This is a genomic window from Flavobacterium sp., from assembly GCF_035760125.1.
In the GTDB taxonomy this organism is placed as follows: Bacteria; Bacteroidota; Bacteroidia; order Flavobacteriales; family Flavobacteriaceae; genus Flavobacterium.
Map to the genome: position 1 here is coordinate 1 of NZ_DASTTN010000082.1, position 19,377 is coordinate 19,377.

Here is a 19,377-nt window from a genome sequence, read left to right on the forward strand (position 1 = left end):
TTATATAACCGAATTAATATAGCCATTTTATGAACCAAAATGAATTTGTGCTTTTAATCAATCCATTCAAAGATAAACTCTTTCGATTGGCCAAGCGATTACTTGTAAGCACAGAGGAAGCAGAAGATGCTACACAAGAAATTTTGGTAAAATTATGGAGTAAAAACGGAAATTTAGATGCGTATAATAGTGTAGAGGCAATGGCGATGACAATGACGAAAAATTATTGTTTGGATCAGTTAAAATCGAAAAGAGCGGGTAATCTTAAAATTGTACACAATAATTATACAGATAGAGAGCCGAGTTTAGATAAAAAAGTTGAAGATAACGATAGTTTAAATTGGGTTGAAAAAATTATTGACCAATTGCCGGAACAGCAACGATTGATTATTCAGTTGCGGGATATAGAACAATGCGAATTTTCGGAAATCGCAAAAATAGTAGAGATGAATGAAACGGCCGTAAGAGTGGCACTTTCAAGAGCAAGGAAAACAATTAGAGAATACATGTTAAAAACACACAGTTATGGAGTTCAATAAAATGGAAGCACTTTTAGAAAAATACTTCGAAGGAGAGACAAGCATTGCCGAAGAGAATGAGTTGAAAGACTATTTTTCTTCTTCAAATGTAGCGCCACATTTAGAACAATACCGACCACTATTTGGATATTTTACTGAAGCAAAAGAACAAAAGCTTACGAATAATGTATTTCCAGTTTCTAAAAAACGCAAATTGGCATGGTTGTCAATAGCAGCATCTATTGTAGTTTTGATGGGAGTGGGAACATACACTTATTTCAACACAAATTCCGTAAAAGAAAATAAAGAATTGGGAACCTATGATGATCCTGAGGAAGCTTTTGAGGCGACACAGAAAGCATTGGCAATGTTATCCGATAATGTGAATGTTGGTGTTGAAGGGGTGCAATATCTTCAGGTATATGAAGTGACAAAAGATAAGGTGTTTGTTGAATAAAAGGGACAAATTTCAGAATAAAGCAGATTTGTTTTGCGTGAGTGATGGCAGTGGAGCTCTTTTTTTGATCCCGTTTTTTTTCGGGATAAAAAAAAGCGGGAACGTACAGCACGACCCGTAGTTTTTACGGAGGGACACGCCCAAAAGATTTTAAAAAAATAGTTGAAGAAAATAAAAAATAAAGCAAGAGTGATTCTAGAGCATTCAAGCCCAATAGTTGAATTGAATTTTAAAAATAATCATTAAATCAAAATAAAATGAAGAAGTTAATAATCACATTAGTAATAGTATTAGTATCAAGTCCGTTTTTTGCTCAAGGAGCATTCGATAAATTTGACGGTCAAGACGATGTAACATCGATTGTTGTCAATAAAAAGATGTTTGAGTTGATGAGTAAAGTAAAGGTGGACACCTCGGATAAAGAGGCGCAGCAATACATGAATCTGATAAAGAAATTGGATAATTTGAAGGTATTTACCACTCAAAGTACGAGGGTTGAAGGCGAAATGAAAGCTACTGCAGACAAATATATTAAAACTGCAGGTTTGGAAGAATTAATGCGTGTAAATGACAAAGGAAGAAACATTAAAATCATGGTTAAATCTGGTGCTAAAGACAGTCAAATTAAAGAATTGCTGATGTTTGTTGAAGGAGGAAAAGATGAAGATACAGTTTTGATGTCATTGACTGGAGACTTTGATTTGAATGAGATTTCGGTTTTGACAGACAAAATGAAAATTCCTGGTGGTGATGATTTGAAAAAAGCAACTAAAGGAAAAAAGTAAAATGAAAGTCATACTATTCATAATCGCATTGCTAAGCAGTTTGCTTTTTGGAAGCTGTAACTCAGAGCCTACTTTGCAAAAATATTTTGTTGAAAATACCGAAAATAAAGATTTTATTGCATTAGATATTTCATCGAACATTTTGAATGTTGATAAAACCAAATTGACTGCTGCTCAAAGTGAAGCTTTGCATTCTTTTGATAAAATGAATGTTTTGGCTTTCAAATTGAATGATAAAAACAAGTCACAGTTCGAGACGGAACGAGCTAAGGTGAATTTAATTTTAAAAGATCCAAAATATCAGCAGTTGATGAAGTTTGGTTCTGGCAAACAAGGTGCATCTGTAAGCTACGTTGGGACAGATGATCATATCAATGAATTTGTTTTTTTTGCCAATAAAAACGATGCGGGTTTTGCGGTCATTAGAGTTTTGGGAAAAGACATGAATCCAACGAATATTATGAATATGATTTCGGTTTTGAAAGAATCAAAAATTGATTTGGAACAATTAAAACCGTTGCAGGAATTAATAAAGAATTAAGGTTGGTTTTAATTTTAAAAAAAGCGTTTCGATAGATTTCGAGGCGCTTTTTTTATGCTTATTTCTGGTTAGAATTTGTATATGCTTCCCAATCGTTTGGAGTGTTTAAGTTTTTTAGGATGGAGGAATCGGTTACGACTATTGTCGTTATTTTGGAAGGGATTATTTTTTTGATTTCCAAATCCAATCGACTGTTTGCATCGGTAGGATTAAGTAAAAGTAAGGTGTTCCAAAATTTAGAATGTAATTTTATGGGATGCCCATTCTTTCCTTCGAAATTTGGAAGTATAATTTGGTTTTGTGCTTCGATAATATTTTGTAATTCTGTAGGGTTCAATATCGGTATGTCAATTGGATTGATCAATACCGATTTGTTTTTAGAAATTTTTTGTAAAACGGTTTGGAGTGTTGAGAAAGAACCTTGTTCTGGATTTTGGTTTGCCACAACTCTCACTTTTAGATTTTTGTAAATTACAAAATGTAATTGAGCATCTTTTAGCCACGGGATTTTATTTAGATATTCTTCGTAATGAAATCCCAGTCCAATATAAACTTCGGTTATAGATGAAGTTGAAATTCGGTTTATTTGTTCCAAAATCCAATAGGTGTTTTTGTACTCTAACAAGCCTTTTGCAACGCCCATCCTTTCGGATTTGCCTCCGGCCAACAATACAAATACTGTATTATTTTCCATAATAGACTTTCAGTAATTCAGAAGCGACGCTTATGGCAATTTCTTTAGGGGAATTACCACCTAAATCCAATCCTATAGGACAATGAACGGGCTTGATTCCGGGTTTGAAATCCAATTCATTTATCAATAAGTTATTGAATTTGTTTTTCTTGGTTTTGCTACCAATCAATCCGATATATTTGGTTTGTTCGTGCAATGCCAAAGCGGTAATTTCAAAATCCAATTTATGATCGTGAGTCAAAATTACTACATAACAATTCGGTCCCCAATTTATTGTTTGTTTATAAAGGTCAAAAGGAAAGGCATTGTAAGTAACTGTTTGGTCAATTTCGATAGTTTCTCTCCAATTTTCCCGAGTGTCCAGAAGCGTAACGGAAAAAGGTGTGTCCTTTAAAACCTCGCAGATGGCAACTCCTATATGTCCAGCTCCAAAAAGGTATAATTCTGGGTATTGATTCATGGGTTCAATAATTAATTCTACTTTTCCACCGCAACATTGCTCAAATTCGGGACCTAAAGTGTAAGTACATTCTAAAATTTTATTTTCTCGAATAGCTCGAACCGCTTCATCGATTACCTGAAATTCTAATTTTCCGCCACCTATAGTTCCGTATATTTCTTTTTGTGGCGTAACAATCATTTTTGATGCTACTCTGCATGGAGCAGAACCAAGAATTTTAGTAATGGTAACAAGTGCAACAGGTTTCTTTTTACTTTTAAATTCTTGTAATAGTTCAATCCAGTTATTCATTAAAAAAGGTATTCGTTGGGTGTTTTAATTTGTCAATCAGTTATACAAGATCATAATCGCTTAGAGGCAAGTTGTAATATCGTTTTCCTGTTAGTTTAAAAATTGCATTAATTATGGCCGGGGCAATCACTGGAACGCCAGGCTCTCCAACTCCTGTAGGTTTTTCTGAGCTTTCTATAATTTCTACATGAACCTTTGGGATTTCATTCATGCGAATCATTCGGTAGTCACTGTAGCTGTTTTGTTCAATAGCTCCGTCCTTAGCAGTAATTTTTCCATAATATGCTATTGACATTCCGAAAACAGCAGCACCTTCCATTTGGGATTTTATGGTGTCTCTATTTACCGCCGTGCCGCAATCAATAACAGTATGAACATTGTGTACTTTTACTTTGCCATCAACCATTGAAACTTCCACCACCGAAGCTACATAGGAATAAAAACTATAATGAACTGCTATCCCATGAGCATGCCCTTTGGGTAATGGTTTACCCCAATTGGCATTTTTAGCAGCCATTTTCAAAACATTTTTGAGGCGAGCCGTATTGTATTTTATTGAGTCTTTGGTGTCTTCTATTCGATCATCACCAATTAATTTTAGTCTAAATTCTAGTGGGTCTTGATTAGCGGCATGGGCCAATTCATCGGCAAAAACGTTGATAGAAAATCCATGTAAAATATTGATTACCGATCGCAGCCAGCCAATTCTAACCATTGCTGGAGCCTGTCCAGATTCAACTTTGAAATTTTTTATAGCAAAAGGAACGTCAGCAGCACTGGAAGCTTCCCATCCGGCAGGATAATCAGTACCTGGTTTAAAGGTGGACATAATCGATGGAAATGCAGATCGGTGCAACCAACCTGTAACATTACCTTGTGCGTCCAAAGATGCTTTCATGTATTGTGAGCTTACGGTATGGTAATAACCGTGCTTTATGTCGTCTTCCCGTGACCAAACAACTTGTACGGGTGCATTGATAGCCTTTGAAACCATAACGGCTTCTACAATATAGTCGGGTTTTGATTTTCGTCCAAAACCTCCTCCTAAAAAAGTAACATTTATTGTTACTTTATCTATAGTTGTTCCCAGATAAGTAAAAACTTCTTCTCTGGCCGTTTGTGGATCTTGGGTAGGTGCCCAAACTTCGCAAGTGTCCCCTTGAACCCAAGCTACCGCATTAGGAACTTCCATTGGAGCATGCGCCAAGTGAGGTAATTGAAAAGTGCTTTCAACAACTTTTGCAGCTTCATTGAAAGCTTTATTTACATCTCCAATTTCTTTTTCGACTTTACCAGATTTATGTACTCTTTCGGTTAACTCTGCCATGTATTTCTCGGAATCATAGCCTTCGTTTTTGCCATAATTCCACTGTATTTCAAGAGCTTCTTTTCCTTTAAATGCTGCCCAAGTATTTGAAGCAATCACAGCAACACCACCAAGTGGTCCAAAAGGTTTTTCGATTCTTGGAATTTCAATTACATCTATAACACCATGAATTTTCATGGCTGCTGTTTTGTCAAAAGATTTGACGGTTCCAAAAGTAACGGGGCATCTTGCTATAGCAACAACCTTCATATTTGGTAAACGTTTATCAATACCATAAATGGCACTTCCGTTTGCAAAATCTTTAACGTCGATACTTTTTAGGGTTTTGCCAATATATTTGAAATCTTTTGGATTTTTATAATTAATGGTTGTTGGAACAGGCAATGTTGCTACTATATCAACTAATTCCCCATAACCTAATTTTTTTCCGGTAGAATGAATGACAAAATGGCTCTGGGCTTTACATTCACTTTCGGGAACTTGCCATTTTTTTGCTGCTGCAGTTATAAGCATCATCCGAGCCATAGCACCCATTGTTCGCATTGTGTCATAAAAACCTATTATACTTCTGGAACCATCAGTGTTTTGATCCCCATATTTGGAATCTCCTGTGGCTTGTTTAACCGAGACTCTATTCCAATCGGCCTCCATTTCATCTGCAACGACAGAGGTTAAGGAAGTTCTTACTCCATTACCCATTTCGGAGCGGGAAGCAATTATGATAAGACTTCCATCCGAATTTAATTGTACAAATAGATTGGGATTGAATTCAGTTAGGTTTCCCGATGTAATATCTTGAGAGAATAAAGTGTAGTTACATGCTAAGATTAATCCGCCAGACGCTAATCCCATGTTCTTGATAAAAGCCCTGCGGCTTATGTTTTGAATTTTACTCATGATTAGCGTTGTTTTTTAAGTTCTACGGTATGTTTAATGGCATTTTTGATACGTTGGTAAGTGCCACAGCGGCAAATATTACCACTCATGGCATCGTCTATATCAGTATCCGAAGGATTTTTATTAGAATTGAGTAGGGAAGTTGCCGTTATTAATTGTCCAGGTTGGCAATAGCCACATTGAGGTACATTGAATTCTTCCCATGATTTTTGCAATAATTGTAAATTTTCTGCTGTACCCTCAATAGTTGTAATGTTTTTGCCTACAACCGTCGAAACAGGAGTCAAGCACGAATAGGTAGCGACATTATCAACTAATACTTTGCATGCGCCACAAGCGCCAATACCACATCCAAATTTGGTTCCTGTAAGACCGATGGTGTCTCTAATAGCCCAAAGCAATGGCATTTCTGGATCAACATCGATAGTGTATTTCTTCTGGTTTATGAGTAGTGTTGTCATTTGTATTTCAATTTTGCAATTAGGAAGTTGAAAGTTATAACTTTTTTTAAAATTTGTGTTTAATTTTTTATAAAAGAAAGATTGAAGTTTAATCTATTTTTTAAAACTAAATAAGAAACAAAAACAGCAACTGTTTATTTTGATACAGTTGCTGTTTTTGTTTAAAACTATTTAGGATTATAAATGCACTATTTTTTGATTGATTTATAGCGCTCTATACTTTTGGGTGAGATTTTTGATAGGTCATATTTGCCAAATAGTTTGTCAAAATATAATTTTGATTTTCGGGGATTATTATTTTCATAATAGTAATTACCCAGAAATTCATAAATTTCAATAGATTCATAGCCTTGGTTTGCAATTCGTTCGTAAGTTTTTTGAACATCAACGAGTATGTATTTTTTATTGTTTATAGAATCGTATTGAACGGTTTGAGAATACGCATTTATAATAGCTGAAAATATAAACGCGAAGCTAAAAAATAAACCTAGATTATTTTTTAATGGTTTTACGGTAGTTTTTTTCATAGGCTAAATAGTTTTGGTAGAATTGGTAGAAATGGATTGCTAAATTATTTTAATTAAGTTAGTTAACGCTTTTGTATACCGAACATTCTACTTTTAGAAAAAAAGTTATTAAAGATAAATAATAATACTCGTAGTGTGAGTGAAATATGTTAAAAATGATTATTAAATCGAATATTTGTTAAAAATATAATACAAATCTTATTCTTTTTATTTGAATTGCGAATTGTTTTTATTTAATTCTTAATTCATTTTGAATTTGATTTCTGATTTTTAAAATAGTAAGGAAGTGATTAAATAAAAAAAGGTTTAAATAAACATTTCTCAAGACGTTGATGAAAATGTTTATTTAAACCTTTGTTGATACCTGTAAATAGATAGGCTTCTAAAGTGACCACGGTGGGATTTGAACCCACACGCCCTTACGAGCACCACCCCCTCAAGATGGCAAGTCTACCGTTTCTCCACGTGGCCTTAAAAAAAAAGGTCAAGTAATAAATTACTCGACCTTTTGTGACCCGACTGGGGCTCGAACCCAGGACCCCATCATTAAAAGTGATGTGCTCTACCAACTGAGCTATCGAGTCATTGCTTCAAGAAACTTATGCTTTGATCACATAATTTGTGACCCGACTGGGGCTCGAACCCAGGACCCCATCATTAAAAGTGATGTGCTCTACCAACTGAGCTATCGAGTCATTTCGTTTCTTGAATGCGGGTGCAAATATAGGGACTTTTTTTCGAAGTTTCCAAGTAAAATTATTATAAATTTGTCTTTTTTAATTAAAAACTCTTAACGCCTTAATCTGTAAGGTCTTATTCAAATGAAAAAAATTATATTATTAGGGTATATGGGTTGTGGTAAGTCTACAATCGCTCAAAAACTTTCGGGAATGATCTCTATTCCCTATGTTGATCTCGATGAATATATCGAAAAAAATGAAAAAATGTCCATAAAACAGATTTTCGAGAATCATGGTGAAATCCATTTTAGAAAATTAGAACATACTTATTTTCTCGAATTGTTAAATAATTCGGATAAAAGTATAATTGGTTTAGGAGGAGGAACGCCTTGTTATGCCAATAATCATGAATTACTAATAGGAGATGGTGTGGCTTCTATTTATTTAAAAGCATCTATAGATACATTATTTAATAGATTGGTGTCTAATAAGAGCAAAAGACCTCTTATAGCCGATAAAAGCGAAGAGGAAATGAAAGAGTTTATAGCCAAGCACCTTTTCGATAGAAGCTTTTATTACAACCACGCACAATATAAAGTGAATGTTGATGATAAATCAATCGAGGAAACGGTAAATGATATTTTAAATCTATTAGCTTAAACTGGCATAACTATCGCCATTGTTGTCAAAAACAACATCTACATGCTCTAATAGGGAAGTAGAAAGTGATATTCCTTTAAAATCGGCTTTAATCGGAAATTTTTTGTGATTTCTGTCAACAAGAACAACGGTTTTAAACTTTTTTAAAGGAACATCAAGAAAATGTCTTACTGCATATATTAAAGTAGTTCCAGAACTTAATACATCATCTACAAGCACCAATCCTTTATTACTGTATTGTTCCTTCGTTAGTGAAGTTGTTACGGGGAGTTTTGGATTTTCTTTACTGATTTGTACTTCGCAAAGTGAAATTTTAATAGGTGAAATAGTTGTCAATACTTGAGCAATCCTTTCGGCAAAAATAAAACCATTTGTTGTAATTCCAGCAATCACAATTTCCTCTTCCTCTACAAAAGTTTCATAGATTTGGTAAGCTATTCTTTTGGTGGTGTGTTCAATTTGTTGATTGGTAAGAATAATATTTTTGCTCATGGCGTATTGTTATTTTTTTCAAAGATAAAAAAGTTAGGCGAATTTTATGTGATTAAATCTGGTTTCAAAACTGAAAACTGAAACAGAATATTTTAATCTATTTCGTCTTCATCTTTTATTTCATTTCCAAATTCATCAATATCTCTTCGGTCTTTTTTGGTGGGTCTTCCTGTTCCGGTTTTTCTGTAATGCTCTTTTGATAGTTTTAATAATTCTAAATGCGCATAAGCTTCGGCTGGAGTTTCATTTTTTCGATAGATATCAACAAGTTTTGCACCCACGCGATTATCGGGGATGTCAAGAACGGTAATTGTTTGTGTGATTTGGTCTTTTCTAAAAGTAATTTTATCGGTAGGAAAAACCTCTTTCGATGGCTTGGCAACAATGCCATTTACCGTAATATGATTTTTTTTGCAAGCCTCGGTTACCATATTTCGGGTTTTGTAATACCGAACACACCATAAATATTTGTCTATTCTCATGAATTTTCTAAAATCGGAGTTAAATACTTTACAAAAGTAAATCATTAATGTATATTTGCGACTTAAACTATACCTAATAATGAGCAAAATTAAGCTTTATTTTATTTTATTGATTGCTGCAATTACGATAAATTCTTGTAATAAAGATGATAATGAGACTATAGCCCCTCCGTTACCTTATGCTGAGCAATATCCTAAAGATATCGCTATTATAGAAGATTATTTAAAAGCAAATTATATCACTGTTGTAAATAATCCAGGCGGTATAAATGATCAGGATGTTACAATTGCTGCTTTAGATGCAGACCATCCAACGTCAATTTGGGATCAAAAGGTGTATCCTTTAAAAAGTAGAAATGTGGAGCTTAATGGTATTGTGTATAAGATGTACTATTTAGTTTTAAGAGAAGGTATTAATGAGTCTCCTTGTAATGTGGATGGTGTATTTACAGCTTATAAAGGGGAGTATCTGGCAAGGGAGACGGTAGCGGAAACATCGACTACGGAAATTACTTCAACATTATTTCAGGAAGTGAAGTCTCCAAATACTATTTTTGAATTGTATAGCACCATAAGAGGTTGGAAAGAATTTTTTCCACAATTGAAATATGGAACTTCTAAATCAAACTCTGATGGGACGGTTTCTTATAATGATTTTGGTGCTGGAGTAATGTTTCTTCCTTCAGGTTTGGGATATTATAATAGGACACAAGAAGGTATTCCAGCCTATTCTCCTTTGGTTTTCAGTGTGAAATTGTTCGCAATACAACGAACTGATTATGATTCAGATGGGATTCCTTCTTTTCAAGAAGATCTTGATGGAGATGGGTATATGTGGGTAAAAAGCGAATTGCAAGATGGAGCTACTACAAATTTAGATGACACAGATAGTGATGGAACTCCAGATTTCTTAGATTTTGATGATGACGGCGATAATTATGGAACAAGGGGAGAAATTAAAGATGCAAATGGAGATTACTATGCATTTGATAAAATTCCGGATTGTTCAGGTGATCAGACTAATCCAAATAGATTGAAAAGACATTTGGATAAAAATTGTATCAAAATGAATCAATAAATATATTAATCCCATTTTATAACGAATGGGATTTTTTTTGATACAGTTTGAAATATTTACTCGAAGGAAAGTGAAAAAAGAAGCTATTGTTTTGATAATTATCGGAACAATTGGATTGGATTGAAAATAATGCAAAAAAAAATCCCATCTCATTTTTACAACGAGATGGGGTTTTATATTTATAGTAAAAGATTACTTTCTTTTGATTACTCTTTCTACAGCTTCAACAATCGCTTGATTGTTCAATTTATATTTCTCCATTAATTGATCTGGTGTTCCAGATTCTCCAAAGCTGTCATTCACCGCTACAAACTCTTGTGGAGCAGGGTGGTGTAATGCTAATACTCTAGAAACGCTTTCCCCAAGACCTCCAAGAATGTTATGCTCTTCAGCGGTAACGATACATTTGGTTTTTGATAATGATTTTAGAATTGCTTCTTCGTCCAATGGTTTAATAGTATGGATATTGATTACTTCGGCAGAAATACCTTTTGCTTCCAATGCTTCTGCAGCGATTAAAGCTTCCCAAACCAAATGTCCTGTAGCAACAATTGTTACATCAGTACCTTCGTTTAAAAGAATTGCTTTTCCAATTACGAAAGGCTCGTCAGCTGGCATGAAATTAGGCACCACTGGACGACCAAAACGCAAGTAAGCTGGACCATGGTGATCAGCAAGAGCTAATGTAGCTGCTTTTGTTTGGTTGTAATCACAAGTGTTGATTACAGTCATTCCGGGTAGCATTTTCATTAATCCAATGTCTTCTAGGATTTGGTGTGTAGCTCCATCTTCTCCAAGAGTCAATCCTGCGTGAGACGCACAGATTTTTACGTTTTTATCTGAATAAGCAACAGATTGACGAATTTGGTCATAAACTCTTCCTGTAGAAAAGTTAGCAAAAGTTCCAGTGAAAGGAATTTTCCCTCCAATAGTTAATCCTGCTGCAATTCCAATCATGTTTGCTTCTGCAATTCCAATTTGGAAAAAACGCTCTGGGTGATTTTTCTTGAAGTCATCAAATTTTAATGATCCAATTAAATCAGCACAAAGTGCCACAACGTTTTCATTCTTTTGACCTAATTCAGTCATTCCCGCTCCAAAACCCGAACGAGTATCTTTACTTCCTGTATTTGTATATTTTTTCATTGTATTTTTTTGCTGTACGCATTAGGCATTAGGCAATAGACATAGTGGATATCGCTTACTGCTTAAAGCTTTTTAATAATCCGTATTGCCTCCAGTATTATAATTTTGTTCTAAAGCATTTGCAAGTTGTGCATCATTCGGTGCTTTACCATGCCAAGCATGACTGTACATCATATAATCCACACCATTCCCCATTTCAGTATGAAGTAGTACACAAACTGGTTTTCCTTTTCCGGTTCTTGCTTTTGCTTCATTCATTCCTCCAATGATTGCTTCAATGTCATTTCCTTTGGTAATTTCAATAACCTCCCAATCAAACGCTTCGAATTTAGCGCGAATGCTTCCCATTGCCAAAACTTCGTCAGTAGTACCGTCAATTTGTTTTCCGTTAAGGTCAACAGTTGCGATAATATTGTCTACTTTTTTAGCAGATGCATACATAATCGCTTCCCAGTTTTGGCCTTCCTGTAATTCGCCATCACCGTGAAGTGTGTAAACGATATGATTGTCATTGTTTAGTTTTTTAGCCTGAGCCGCACCAATTGCCACAGATAACCCTTGTCCCAATGAACCAGAAGCAATACGTACTCCAGGTAAATTGTCATGAGTTGTTGGGTGTCCTTGTAATCTTGTGTTGATTAAACGGAAGGTGGCTAATTCCTTTACCGGAAAATAACCGCTTCTTGCCAAAACGCTGTAAAATACAGGTGAAATATGTCCGTTTGAAAGGAAGAACAAGTCTTCTCCAATTCCGTCCATGTCAAATCCTTCTTTGCGATCCATAAGATTTTGGTACAAGGCCACTAAAAATTCGGTGCAACCAAGAGACCCTCCTGGGTGACCTGAATTAACAGCGTGAACCATACGAAGAATGTCTCTTCTTACTTGGATAGTTAAATCGTTTAATTGTTGTGTGTTAGGCTTCATTTTGTGTGTAAAAGTTAAACTGCTGCAAAAGTAATTTTTTTTTACCGTAAGACAAATGATTTCAACGGCAATTTCAATGATAATGGTAATTTCAACAATAATTTTAAAATTATCTTGTGTGAAGTGGAAGAGGTCAAGTCTAAAAATCTGCAATCTGACTTTATTTGGGCGTGCCACCATAATAAAAAGGGGCTGACTATTGGTATCGATTAGTTGCCCCTTTTTATTATGCTGTCGAGCTATCCGCGCTACTTCGGTAGCTTGCTTCTATCTCTCACGCAATCGTTAAACCAGATATTTAGTGATTAAAAATTAATCGATTTGTATTTTGCTTTGTAGGCTTCTCCATCCATCACCATTATGAACATCAGTGTAACCGTGTGTTTTGAGGATGTTTTTTGCCCTTGCGCTCCTCATTCCCGAAGCGCAACAAGTGATAATGGGTTTGTTTTTGTCTTTCAATTGAGTTAAACTATTTGTCAAAATATCTACAGGGATATTTATGGAACCTTCAATATGTCCGCTGGCATATTCAACCTTGCTTCGTACATCTAGGATAACAGCACCTTGTTTTACGAGCGCTGCATAATCTACGTTAGATCCGAAGCCGAATATTTGTTTTAGTTTATTTAGCATTTTGTTTATTATTTGGATTGGTAATAATTGACATCAAGCCATGAACCTCCATTGTGGCATTCGATTTCTTTTTGAGAAAGATAATGCTGCGCTTGTCCGCTTCGGTTCCCGGAGGCGCAACAAAGAACCAACGGCGATTTTAGGTTTTGTATTTCTTCAAATCGTTCTTGAACTTCATTAAGTGGAATGTTGATCGACCCAACAACGTGTCCACCGCTGAATTCCTCTCGAGTTCGTACATCTACAATCGTGCATTGTTTCTCTTTTATTATATTTTCTAAAGTCATAGCGTCTGTTTTAAAGTGTATTGTTTTATAATACAAAATTACAACAGAAATTGAGGTTGTGCAGTAACTTTTGTTACACAATTTTTTTATTCAATCTTTTACCAGATTTCAGCTTATATACCCTCAAATATTATTTATTTTGTTTGTTTATAGGCATGAATAGATTGTCCTACGAGTTTCCAATTACCATTTATTTTTTCAAGTAATCGAATCTCATGCGAAAAGGTTTTTTTGCCATCTTTCGCAATCGATACTTCATCATGGCTGACCCAAGCATTGTCGTCGTGAATACTCATTTTATAATTTGTATTTATGGAGGTGCCACCACTGGCATTTACAATAGGTTTGATAATGTCTTCAGGAGGAATGTCTAACGTTTTACCATCAACAGTTGAAATCAAAATTTTACTATAAGGCTGAATGTGCCAGCATGCAGCATGTGTTTTACTATCACCCAATCTCCAACTGGAAGATTCTTTTTCAAGGAGATTTTTAATGGCTTGTGTATCATCTGTTTTTGGATTGCAACTCAGTAAAATTAAACTCGGTATAAGATACATGACTAATTTTAATTTCATAATAGTATGGTTTTTGATTAATTGAGTGTGAAAGATACGTTTTGTCTTAATTAAATAATAAAACATTTTTAATTTCGTAATAATTTAATTTTATTCCTAGAAGGATTTAAATTCTGTTTGTCATGAACCCACTATTCATTCATCGGAAGGAAAATATTTTTTTGATGTGGGTTTTAAATTAGACTATCTTTGCCGACTGATAAAAAGCCTATATGAAGTTTGATTTACTAAAAACAGATCCGCAATCAAAAGCCCGTGCGGGAAGTATTACTACAGATCACGGTGTTATTGAAACACCTATTTTTATGCCTGTTGGGACTGCTGCCTCAGTAAAAGGAGTGCATCAAAGAGAATTGAGAGAAGAAATAAATCCAGATATTATTCTTGGAAATACCTATCATTTATATTTACGTCCACAAACCGAAATTCTTGAAAAAGCTGGTGGATTGCACAAATTCATGAATTGGGACCGTAATATTTTGACCGATTCTGGAGGATATCAAGTGTATTCCCTTTCGGCAAACCGTAAAATTAAAGAAGAAGGCGTAAAGTTTAAATCTCATATTGATGGTTCTTATCACTTTTTTACACCAGAGAATGTGATGGAGATTCAGCGTACCATTGGAGCTGATATTATCATGGCTTTTGATGAGTGTACTCCTTATCCATGTGATTACCGTTATGCACAACGTTCAATGCACATGACTCACCGTTGGTTGGATCGTTGTATCAATCATTTGGATAAATTGCCTTTTAAATATGGTTATGAGCAAACTTTTTTCCCAATTATACAAGGAAGTACTTATAAAGATTTAAGAAGACAATCGGCAGAATATATAGCCAATTCCAATCAACAAGGAAATGCTATTGGTGGACTTTCGGTAGGGGAGCCTGCGGAGGAAATGTATGCGATGACAGAAGTGGTTTGTGAAATTCTACCTGAGGACAAACCTCGTTATTTGATGGGTGTTGGAACTCCGATCAATATTTTGGAAAACATTGCGCTTGGAATTGATATGTTCGACTGTGTGATGCCTACACGTAACGCAAGAAACGGAATGTTGTTCACTGCCAACGGAACGATAAATATTAAAAACAAAAAATGGGAAGCCGATTTTTCTCCAATAGATGAAATGGGCTATACTTTTGTTGATACTGAATATTCTAAAGCTTATTTGCGTCACTTGTTTGCTGCCAATGAATATTTGGGGAAACAAATTGCTACGATACACAATCTTGGTTTTTATATGTGGTTAGTTCGTGAAGCCAGAAAACATATCTTAGCCGGCGATTTTAAGCCATGGAAAGAAATGATGGTGAAAAATATGAGCCAACGACTATAAATATGGTTAATCGTTGATTCGGTTAAACGATTAAACGAATAACAGACTCAATAGTTCAACAAATAACCGATTAAACTTTACTATGTTAACAATAATAGACAAATATATTTTAAAAAGATATTTAGCCACTTTTGCGGTGATGCTTTTGTTATTTGCTCCTATTGGGATGATTATTGATATATCCGAAAAGATCAATAAAATGATTGAGAATAAAGTGCCGGTTTTAAAAATCGCTATTTATTATTATCATTTTACGATTTACTTTATGAATAACCTCTTCCCGATATTTTTGTTTATATCGGTTATTTGGTTCACCTCAAAATTGGCAAATGACACAGAGATTATTGCCATTCTGAGTTCCGGGATTTCGTTTACAAGATTCATGAGGCCTTATATTATAGGAGCTTCCATTGTTTCTATTATAGTATTGCTCATGGGTTTTTGGGTTATTCCCGTTTCCAGTGAAGGGTATAATAATTTCCGGTACACTTATCTGAGGAATGATGGGAAGGCACTCATGCGGGGTGATAATACGGATGTCTACAGACAGATAAGTGACAATGAGTTTATCTATGTAAACAGCTTTAATAATGAATCGCAAATGGCTTTCAACTTTTCGTTGGAGCGATTTAAAAAAGAAAAACTAGAGTACAAAATCACCGCTAGTAGAATCAAATGGAATCCTAAAGAAAAGAACTATTCCCTGTTTGATTATACCAAAAGAATCGTTGGGAAAGAAGGGGATGTGATTGAAAAAGCTCCTGAAAAGAAGATGAAATTCAGTTTTGATCTGGAAGATTTGGCACCTGTAGTTTATATCGCCGAAACACTAAGTTTAGGGGACTTAAATGCTTTTATCGATAAGGAAAGAAAGCGTGGGTCGTCCAATATCAATGTTTATTTGGTCGTTTTGTATAAAAAATACAGTGTTCCCGTTTCAGCATTTATATTGACTATTATTGCTGTTTCTGTGTCTTCAATGAAACGAAGAGGAGGAATGGGAGTCAATTTGGCTATTGGAATTGCGGTAGCATTTTCATTTGTCTTTTTTGATAAAATATTTGGCGTATTGGCCGAGAAATCTTCATTTTCACCACTTTTGGCTGTTTGGTTGCCCAATATTGTTTTTGGAATATTAGCTGTTTATTTATTACGAAATGCGAAACGATAATTTAAGAAGTTACCTTAATCTACATTTAATTGTTTTTATTTGGGGGTTTACAGCAATTTTAGGAGCATTAATTACAATCCAGTCTCAATTTTTAGTTTGGTATAGAATGTTTTTTGCGGCAATTTTTATTGCTGTTTTTCTTGCTGTCAAAAAGAAATCATTTAAAGTTGCTCCCAAGTCATTAGTTAAATTCATAATTGTTGGTCTTTTGATAGCACTACACTGGATTTTCTTTTTTGAAGCCATAAAAGTATCAACAGTCTCGATAACCTTGTCTGTTTTTTCTTTGGGTGCATTTTTTGCCTCATTATTGGAGCCTTTGTTTTACGGTCGAAAAGTACTTTGGTATGAAGTTTTCTTTGGGCTTATTATTATTGCGGGTTTAGGATTAATCATGCAGGTGGAAATTAATTATTGGAGTGGTATGTTATTAGCATTGGTCGCCATAATATTGGGTGTATTGTTTACCTTGATAAATGGAAAGTTAATTGCATATCATGACCCTTCTGTGATTTCGTTTTATGAATTCTTAGCCGGTTTTATTTTTATCACAATCTACTTTTTATTCAAAGGTTCTTTCAATGCAGACTTTTTTGTGTTGTCAGTTAAAAATTGGGTTTTGATTTTAATTTTAGCATCCATCTGTACTGCATATGCCTTTACTGCTTCGGTAAAAGTAATGCGACAATTATCACCTTATACGGTTATGTTAACGACTAATTTAGAGCCTGTTTACGGTATTATATTGGCTTTTTTTATCATTGGTGGAAAAGAAAAAATGAGCACGGAATTTTATATCGGAGCTGTTGTAATTGTAATTACAGTACTGTTAAATGGTATTATAAAACACTATAGAAAAGAAGATCAATTGTAAGATTTTTATTTTTGTAAAACCTATTTTTTTCTACTTGAACAAAAAAATAAGTGTATAACGATATTAAATTTTATATTTGCAGTTCCAAATTGAAAAATAAAAACAATAATAAATACGCACAAATCCTATGGAATATTTAGATTTTGAGCTTCCTATAAAAGAACTTGAAGAACAATTAGATAAATGTGTTGTTATTGGTTTAGAATCGGATGTTGATGTTACCAATACTTGCAAACAAATCAACAAAAAGTTAGAGGAGACCAAAAAACAGATTTACAAAAACTTAACTGCATGGCAACGTGTACAGCTATCAAGACATCCAAGTAGACCTTATACTTTGGATCATATCAAAGGGATTTGTGGAGATACTTTTCTGGAACTGCATGGAGATAGAGGTTTTAAGGATGATAAAGCCATGATTGGTGGTCTAGGGAAAATTGGAGGACAATCTTTTATGATTGTTGGACAACAAAAAGGATTCAATACCAAGACGCGTCAGTATAGGAATTTTGGGATGGCTAATCCTGAAGGATATAGAAAAGCGTTGCGTTTGATGAAAATGGCAGAGAAATTTAATATTCCTGTAGTAACTTTAGTTGATACTCCGGGTGCTTATCCTGGTTTGGAAGCGGAAGAACGTGGACAAGGAGAAGCAATCGCAAGAAACATTTTTGAAATGGTACGTTTGAAAGTGCCTATCATAACAATTATCGTTGGAGAAGGAGCATCAGGTGGAGCATTGGGAATTGGTGTTGGGGATCGTGTTTATATGTTGGAAAACACATGGTATTCAGTAATTTCACCAGAATCTTGTTCGTCAATTTTATGGAAAAGTTGGGACTACAAAGAACAAGCTGCTGAAGCCTTGAAGTTGACTTCTGCCGATATGAAAAAGCAAAAATTAGTTGATGATATTATTCCAGAACCGTTAGGGGGAGCTCATTATGACAGAGAGACCACTTTTACAACTGTTGAGCAATATATCATAAAAGGATATAATGAATTGAAAGACTTATCAACAGAAGAATTAATCGCGCAGAGAATGGATAAATACTGTAAAATGGGAGAGTTTAAAGAATAAGTCCTCATTTTTAAGACCTTAATCCGAAGCCTTACAGTTTCGGATTTTTTTTTGGTTATAAACAAAAAACAGGTACTTATAAACAATAAATTGTAATAACTCAATTGTGATTTTTTTTTTAATTTTAGTTACTTTCGCTACATGGAAAATTTCAAAAATATTAGTCCGGTTAAAGTGGACAAAACAACAATTATAAACTTAGAAAAAGGAAAATTACCACCACAAGCATTAGATTTAGAAGAGGCAGTGCTTGGGGCAATGATGATTGATAAAAAAGGAGTAGATGAGGTAATTGACATCTTGCAAGCTGATGCATTTTACAAAGATGCTCACAAATATATTTTTGAGGCCATTGTTCAATTATTCAATGACACACAGCCAATCGATTTGTTGACCGTTTCGGCTCAACTTCGAAAAAGCGCAAAATTGGATCTTGCTGGAGGGGATTTTTATTTAATTCAGCTCACGCAAAAGATTTCATCTTCGGCACATATTGAATTTCACTCGAGAATTATTCTTCAAAAATTTATTCAACGCAGTTTGATTCGGATTTCATCTGAAATCATTGAAGATTCCTATGATGAGACTACTGATGTATTTGATTTGTTGGACAAAGCCGAATCCAAACTTTATGAAGTAACACAAGGAAATATCAAACGTAGTTCCGAAACGGCTCAGAGTTTAGTACTGCAAGCCAAAAAACGTATCGAAGAAATTGCAGGACAGGAAGGACTTAGTGGTGTAGCAACAGGTTTTGATAAGCTGGACAAACTAACTTCTGGTTGGCAACCAAGTGATTTAATAATCATTGCGGCGAGACCAGCGATGGGAAAAACAGCCTTTATCTTGTCTATGGCCAGAAATATTGCAATCGATTTTGGACATCCTGTTGCTTTATTCTCCTTGGAGATGGCATCCGTACAGTTGATTACCAGGTTAATTTCTTCCGAAACAGGATTGTCTTCAGAGAAGTTACGTACAGGA

The 19,377-nt window shown here is 34.7% G+C and carries 23 protein-coding genes and 3 tRNA genes; 11 read left to right on the forward strand and 15 right to left on the reverse strand.

What is annotated here, in order from left to right; all coding sequences use genetic code 11:
* Positions 1-29: 29 nt before the first annotated feature.
* The 4 genes from VFS71_RS03385 to VFS71_RS03400 all read left to right on the forward strand — a co-directional run bounded on the left by VFS71_RS03385 (position 30) and on the right by VFS71_RS03400 (position 2,301).
* Positions 30-539 (forward strand): sigma-70 family RNA polymerase sigma factor, encoded by a 510-nt coding sequence (locus tag VFS71_RS03385; protein ID WP_326399377.1) that lies wholly within the window; start codon positions 30-32, stop codon positions 537-539.
* Positions 526-975, forward strand: a complete 450-nt coding sequence (locus VFS71_RS03390) for a hypothetical protein (protein WP_326399378.1) — start codon at positions 526-528, stop codon at positions 973-975. The genes VFS71_RS03385 and VFS71_RS03390 overlap by 14 nt, the downstream gene beginning before the upstream one ends.
* Positions 976-1,232: 257 nt before the next feature.
* On the forward strand, positions 1,233-1,760 hold the full coding sequence (locus VFS71_RS03395; RefSeq protein ID WP_326399379.1) for a DUF4252 domain-containing protein: 528 nt from the start codon (positions 1,233-1,235) through the stop codon (positions 1,758-1,760).
* A 1-nt stretch (position 1,761) separates the two neighbouring features.
* Positions 1,762-2,301, forward strand: a complete 540-nt coding sequence (locus VFS71_RS03400; protein ID WP_326399380.1) for a DUF4252 domain-containing protein — start codon at positions 1,762-1,764, stop codon at positions 2,299-2,301.
* Between the two features lie 58 nt (positions 2,302-2,359).
* Here VFS71_RS03400 and VFS71_RS03405 read toward each other — a convergent pair whose 3' ends face one another.
* From VFS71_RS03405 to VFS71_RS03440, 8 genes are all read right to left on the reverse strand, one after another.
* Positions 2,360-2,995, reverse strand: coding sequence for a nucleotidyltransferase family protein (locus VFS71_RS03405; RefSeq protein ID WP_326399381.1), 636 nt, complete (start codon positions 2,993-2,995; stop codon positions 2,360-2,362).
* Complete coding sequence (gene xdhC / locus VFS71_RS03410; RefSeq protein WP_326399382.1) at positions 2,985-3,746, reverse strand: xanthine dehydrogenase accessory protein XdhC; 762 nt, start codon at positions 3,744-3,746, stop codon at positions 2,985-2,987. Before xdhC ends, VFS71_RS03405 begins: the two co-directional genes overlap by 11 nt.
* Positions 3,747-3,786: 40 nt before the next feature.
* Positions 3,787-5,970 (reverse strand): xanthine dehydrogenase family protein molybdopterin-binding subunit, encoded by a 2,184-nt coding sequence (locus tag VFS71_RS03415; protein ID WP_326399383.1) that lies wholly within the window; start codon positions 5,968-5,970, stop codon positions 3,787-3,789.
* A gap of 2 nt (positions 5,971-5,972) precedes the next feature.
* Positions 5,973-6,431, reverse strand: coding sequence for a (2Fe-2S)-binding protein (locus VFS71_RS03420; protein ID WP_326399384.1), 459 nt, complete (start codon positions 6,429-6,431; stop codon positions 5,973-5,975).
* 188 nt (positions 6,432-6,619) lie between these two features.
* Positions 6,620-6,958 (reverse strand): hypothetical protein, encoded by a 339-nt coding sequence (locus VFS71_RS03425; RefSeq protein WP_326399385.1) that lies wholly within the window; start codon positions 6,956-6,958, stop codon positions 6,620-6,622.
* Positions 6,959-7,346: 388 nt separating this feature from the next.
* Positions 7,347-7,429, reverse strand: a tRNA-Leu gene (locus VFS71_RS03430).
* 40 nt (positions 7,430-7,469) lie between these two features.
* A tRNA-Lys gene (locus VFS71_RS03435) sits at positions 7,470-7,542 on the reverse strand.
* Between the two features lie 38 nt (positions 7,543-7,580).
* Positions 7,581-7,653 (reverse strand) — tRNA-Lys (locus VFS71_RS03440).
* 126 nt (positions 7,654-7,779) lie between these two features.
* On the opposite strand from VFS71_RS03440, the gene VFS71_RS03445 reads away from it, so the two are divergent.
* Positions 7,780-8,298: a shikimate kinase gene (locus VFS71_RS03445; protein WP_326399386.1), complete on the forward strand. Its 519-nt coding sequence runs from the start codon at positions 7,780-7,782 to the stop codon at positions 8,296-8,298.
* Here VFS71_RS03445 and VFS71_RS03450 read toward each other — a convergent pair.
* Together VFS71_RS03450 and VFS71_RS03455 are read right to left on the reverse strand one after the other, a co-directional pair.
* Entirely contained in the window at positions 8,290-8,790 is a 501-nt protein-coding gene (locus VFS71_RS03450; protein WP_326399387.1) for a phosphoribosyltransferase family protein, read from the reverse strand. The two genes, VFS71_RS03445 and VFS71_RS03450, sit on opposite strands and share 9 nt — an antisense overlap.
* 92 nt (positions 8,791-8,882) lie before the next feature.
* Positions 8,883-9,272: an RNA-binding S4 domain-containing protein gene (locus tag VFS71_RS03455; protein WP_326399388.1), complete on the reverse strand. Its 390-nt coding sequence runs from the start codon at positions 9,270-9,272 to the stop codon at positions 8,883-8,885.
* A gap of 79 nt (positions 9,273-9,351) precedes the next feature.
* Between VFS71_RS03455 and VFS71_RS03460 the strand changes: the two genes are divergently transcribed.
* Entirely contained in the window at positions 9,352-10,350 is a 999-nt protein-coding gene (locus VFS71_RS03460; RefSeq protein WP_326399389.1) for an FKBP-type peptidylprolyl isomerase, read from the forward strand.
* A gap of 192 nt (positions 10,351-10,542) precedes the next feature.
* Here the strand turns inward: VFS71_RS03460 and VFS71_RS03465 are convergent, their stop codons facing one another.
* The 5 genes from VFS71_RS03465 to VFS71_RS03485 form a co-directional block, all read right to left on the reverse strand.
* A complete protein-coding gene (locus tag VFS71_RS03465) occupies positions 10,543-11,496 on the reverse strand; it encodes a transketolase family protein (protein WP_326399390.1) in 954 nt (317 codons plus the stop codon).
* Positions 11,497-11,568: 72 nt separating this feature from the next.
* The gene (locus tag VFS71_RS03470) at positions 11,569-12,423 is read right to left on the reverse strand and encodes a transketolase (protein ID WP_310008721.1); all 855 of its coding nucleotides are present in this window, start codon (positions 12,421-12,423) and stop codon (positions 11,569-11,571) included.
* 312 nt (positions 12,424-12,735) lie between these two features.
* Positions 12,736-13,059: a rhodanese-like domain-containing protein gene (locus tag VFS71_RS03475; RefSeq protein WP_326399391.1), complete on the reverse strand. Its 324-nt coding sequence runs from the start codon at positions 13,057-13,059 to the stop codon at positions 12,736-12,738.
* 8 nt (positions 13,060-13,067) lie between these two features.
* Entirely contained in the window at positions 13,068-13,346 is a 279-nt protein-coding gene (locus VFS71_RS03480) for a rhodanese-like domain-containing protein (protein ID WP_326399392.1), read from the reverse strand.
* A 134-nt stretch (positions 13,347-13,480) separates the two neighbouring features.
* Positions 13,481-13,924 carry an endo-arabinase gene (locus VFS71_RS03485; RefSeq protein WP_326399393.1) on the reverse strand — a complete coding sequence of 148 codons (444 nt, stop codon included), beginning with the start codon at positions 13,922-13,924 and terminating at the stop codon, positions 13,481-13,483.
* A 212-nt stretch (positions 13,925-14,136) separates the two neighbouring features.
* Here VFS71_RS03485 and tgt point away from each other — a divergent pair, with 212 nt between their 5' ends.
* From tgt to VFS71_RS03510, 5 genes are all read left to right on the forward strand, one after another.
* Positions 14,137-15,267, forward strand: a complete 1,131-nt coding sequence (gene tgt / locus VFS71_RS03490) for a tRNA guanosine(34) transglycosylase Tgt (protein ID WP_326399394.1) — start codon at positions 14,137-14,139, stop codon at positions 15,265-15,267.
* Positions 15,268-15,349: 82 nt separating this feature from the next.
* The gene (locus VFS71_RS03495) at positions 15,350-16,438 is read left to right on the forward strand and encodes an LptF/LptG family permease (RefSeq protein ID WP_326399395.1); all 1,089 of its coding nucleotides are present in this window, start codon (positions 15,350-15,352) and stop codon (positions 16,436-16,438) included.
* Positions 16,425-17,312, forward strand: coding sequence for a DMT family transporter (locus VFS71_RS03500; RefSeq protein ID WP_326399396.1), 888 nt, complete (start codon positions 16,425-16,427; stop codon positions 17,310-17,312). Before VFS71_RS03495 ends, VFS71_RS03500 begins: the two co-directional genes overlap by 14 nt.
* Positions 17,313-17,439: 127 nt before the next feature.
* Positions 17,440-18,393, forward strand: coding sequence for an acetyl-CoA carboxylase carboxyltransferase subunit alpha (locus VFS71_RS03505; protein WP_326399397.1), 954 nt, complete (start codon positions 17,440-17,442; stop codon positions 18,391-18,393).
* A gap of 141 nt (positions 18,394-18,534) precedes the next feature.
* The coding region (locus VFS71_RS03510) for a replicative DNA helicase (RefSeq protein ID WP_326399398.1) at positions 18,535-19,377 on the forward strand (843 nt) is incomplete at its 3' end.

Excerpts from the sequence above, each read along its gene's own strand:
- VFS71_RS03385 (WP_326399377.1), top strand. The coding sequence starts at position 30 with ATGAACCAAAATGAATTTGTGCTTTTAATCAATCCATTCAAAGATAAA.
- VFS71_RS03390 (WP_326399378.1), top strand. The coding sequence starts at position 526 with ATGGAGTTCAATAAAATGGAAGCACTTTTAGAAAAATACTTCGAAGGA.
- VFS71_RS03395 (WP_326399379.1), top strand. The coding sequence starts at position 1,233 with ATGAAGAAGTTAATAATCACATTAGTAATAGTATTAGTATCAAGTCCG.
- VFS71_RS03400 (WP_326399380.1), top strand. The coding sequence starts at position 1,762 with ATGAAAGTCATACTATTCATAATCGCATTGCTAAGCAGTTTGCTTTTT.
- VFS71_RS03405 (WP_326399381.1), bottom strand. The coding sequence starts at position 2,995 with ATGGAAAATAATACAGTATTTGTATTGTTGGCCGGAGGCAAATCCGAA.
- xdhC (WP_326399382.1), bottom strand. The coding sequence starts at position 3,746 with ATGAATAACTGGATTGAACTATTACAAGAATTTAAAAGTAAAAAGAAA.
- VFS71_RS03415 (WP_326399383.1), bottom strand. The coding sequence starts at position 5,970 with ATGAGTAAAATTCAAAACATAAGCCGCAGGGCTTTTATCAAGAACATG.
- VFS71_RS03420 (WP_326399384.1), bottom strand. The coding sequence starts at position 6,431 with ATGACAACACTACTCATAAACCAGAAGAAATACACTATCGATGTTGAT.
- VFS71_RS03425 (WP_326399385.1), bottom strand. The coding sequence starts at position 6,958 with ATGAAAAAAACTACCGTAAAACCATTAAAAAATAATCTAGGTTTATTT.
- VFS71_RS03445 (WP_326399386.1), top strand. The coding sequence starts at position 7,780 with ATGAAAAAAATTATATTATTAGGGTATATGGGTTGTGGTAAGTCTACA.
- VFS71_RS03450 (WP_326399387.1), bottom strand. The coding sequence starts at position 8,790 with ATGAGCAAAAATATTATTCTTACCAATCAACAAATTGAACACACCACC.
- VFS71_RS03455 (WP_326399388.1), bottom strand. The coding sequence starts at position 9,272 with ATGAGAATAGACAAATATTTATGGTGTGTTCGGTATTACAAAACCCGA.
- VFS71_RS03460 (WP_326399389.1), top strand. The coding sequence starts at position 9,352 with ATGAGCAAAATTAAGCTTTATTTTATTTTATTGATTGCTGCAATTACG.
- VFS71_RS03465 (WP_326399390.1), bottom strand. The coding sequence starts at position 11,496 with ATGAAAAAATATACAAATACAGGAAGTAAAGATACTCGTTCGGGTTTT.
- VFS71_RS03470 (WP_310008721.1), bottom strand. The coding sequence starts at position 12,423 with ATGAAGCCTAACACACAACAATTAAACGATTTAACTATCCAAGTAAGA.
- VFS71_RS03475 (WP_326399391.1), bottom strand. The coding sequence starts at position 13,059 with ATGCTAAATAAACTAAAACAAATATTCGGCTTCGGATCTAACGTAGAT.
- VFS71_RS03480 (WP_326399392.1), bottom strand. The coding sequence starts at position 13,346 with ATGACTTTAGAAAATATAATAAAAGAGAAACAATGCACGATTGTAGAT.
- VFS71_RS03485 (WP_326399393.1), bottom strand. The coding sequence starts at position 13,924 with ATGAAATTAAAATTAGTCATGTATCTTATACCGAGTTTAATTTTACTG.
- tgt (WP_326399394.1), top strand. The coding sequence starts at position 14,137 with ATGAAGTTTGATTTACTAAAAACAGATCCGCAATCAAAAGCCCGTGCG.
- VFS71_RS03495 (WP_326399395.1), top strand. The coding sequence starts at position 15,350 with ATGTTAACAATAATAGACAAATATATTTTAAAAAGATATTTAGCCACT.
- VFS71_RS03500 (WP_326399396.1), top strand. The coding sequence starts at position 16,425 with ATGCGAAACGATAATTTAAGAAGTTACCTTAATCTACATTTAATTGTT.
- VFS71_RS03505 (WP_326399397.1), top strand. The coding sequence starts at position 17,440 with ATGGAATATTTAGATTTTGAGCTTCCTATAAAAGAACTTGAAGAACAA.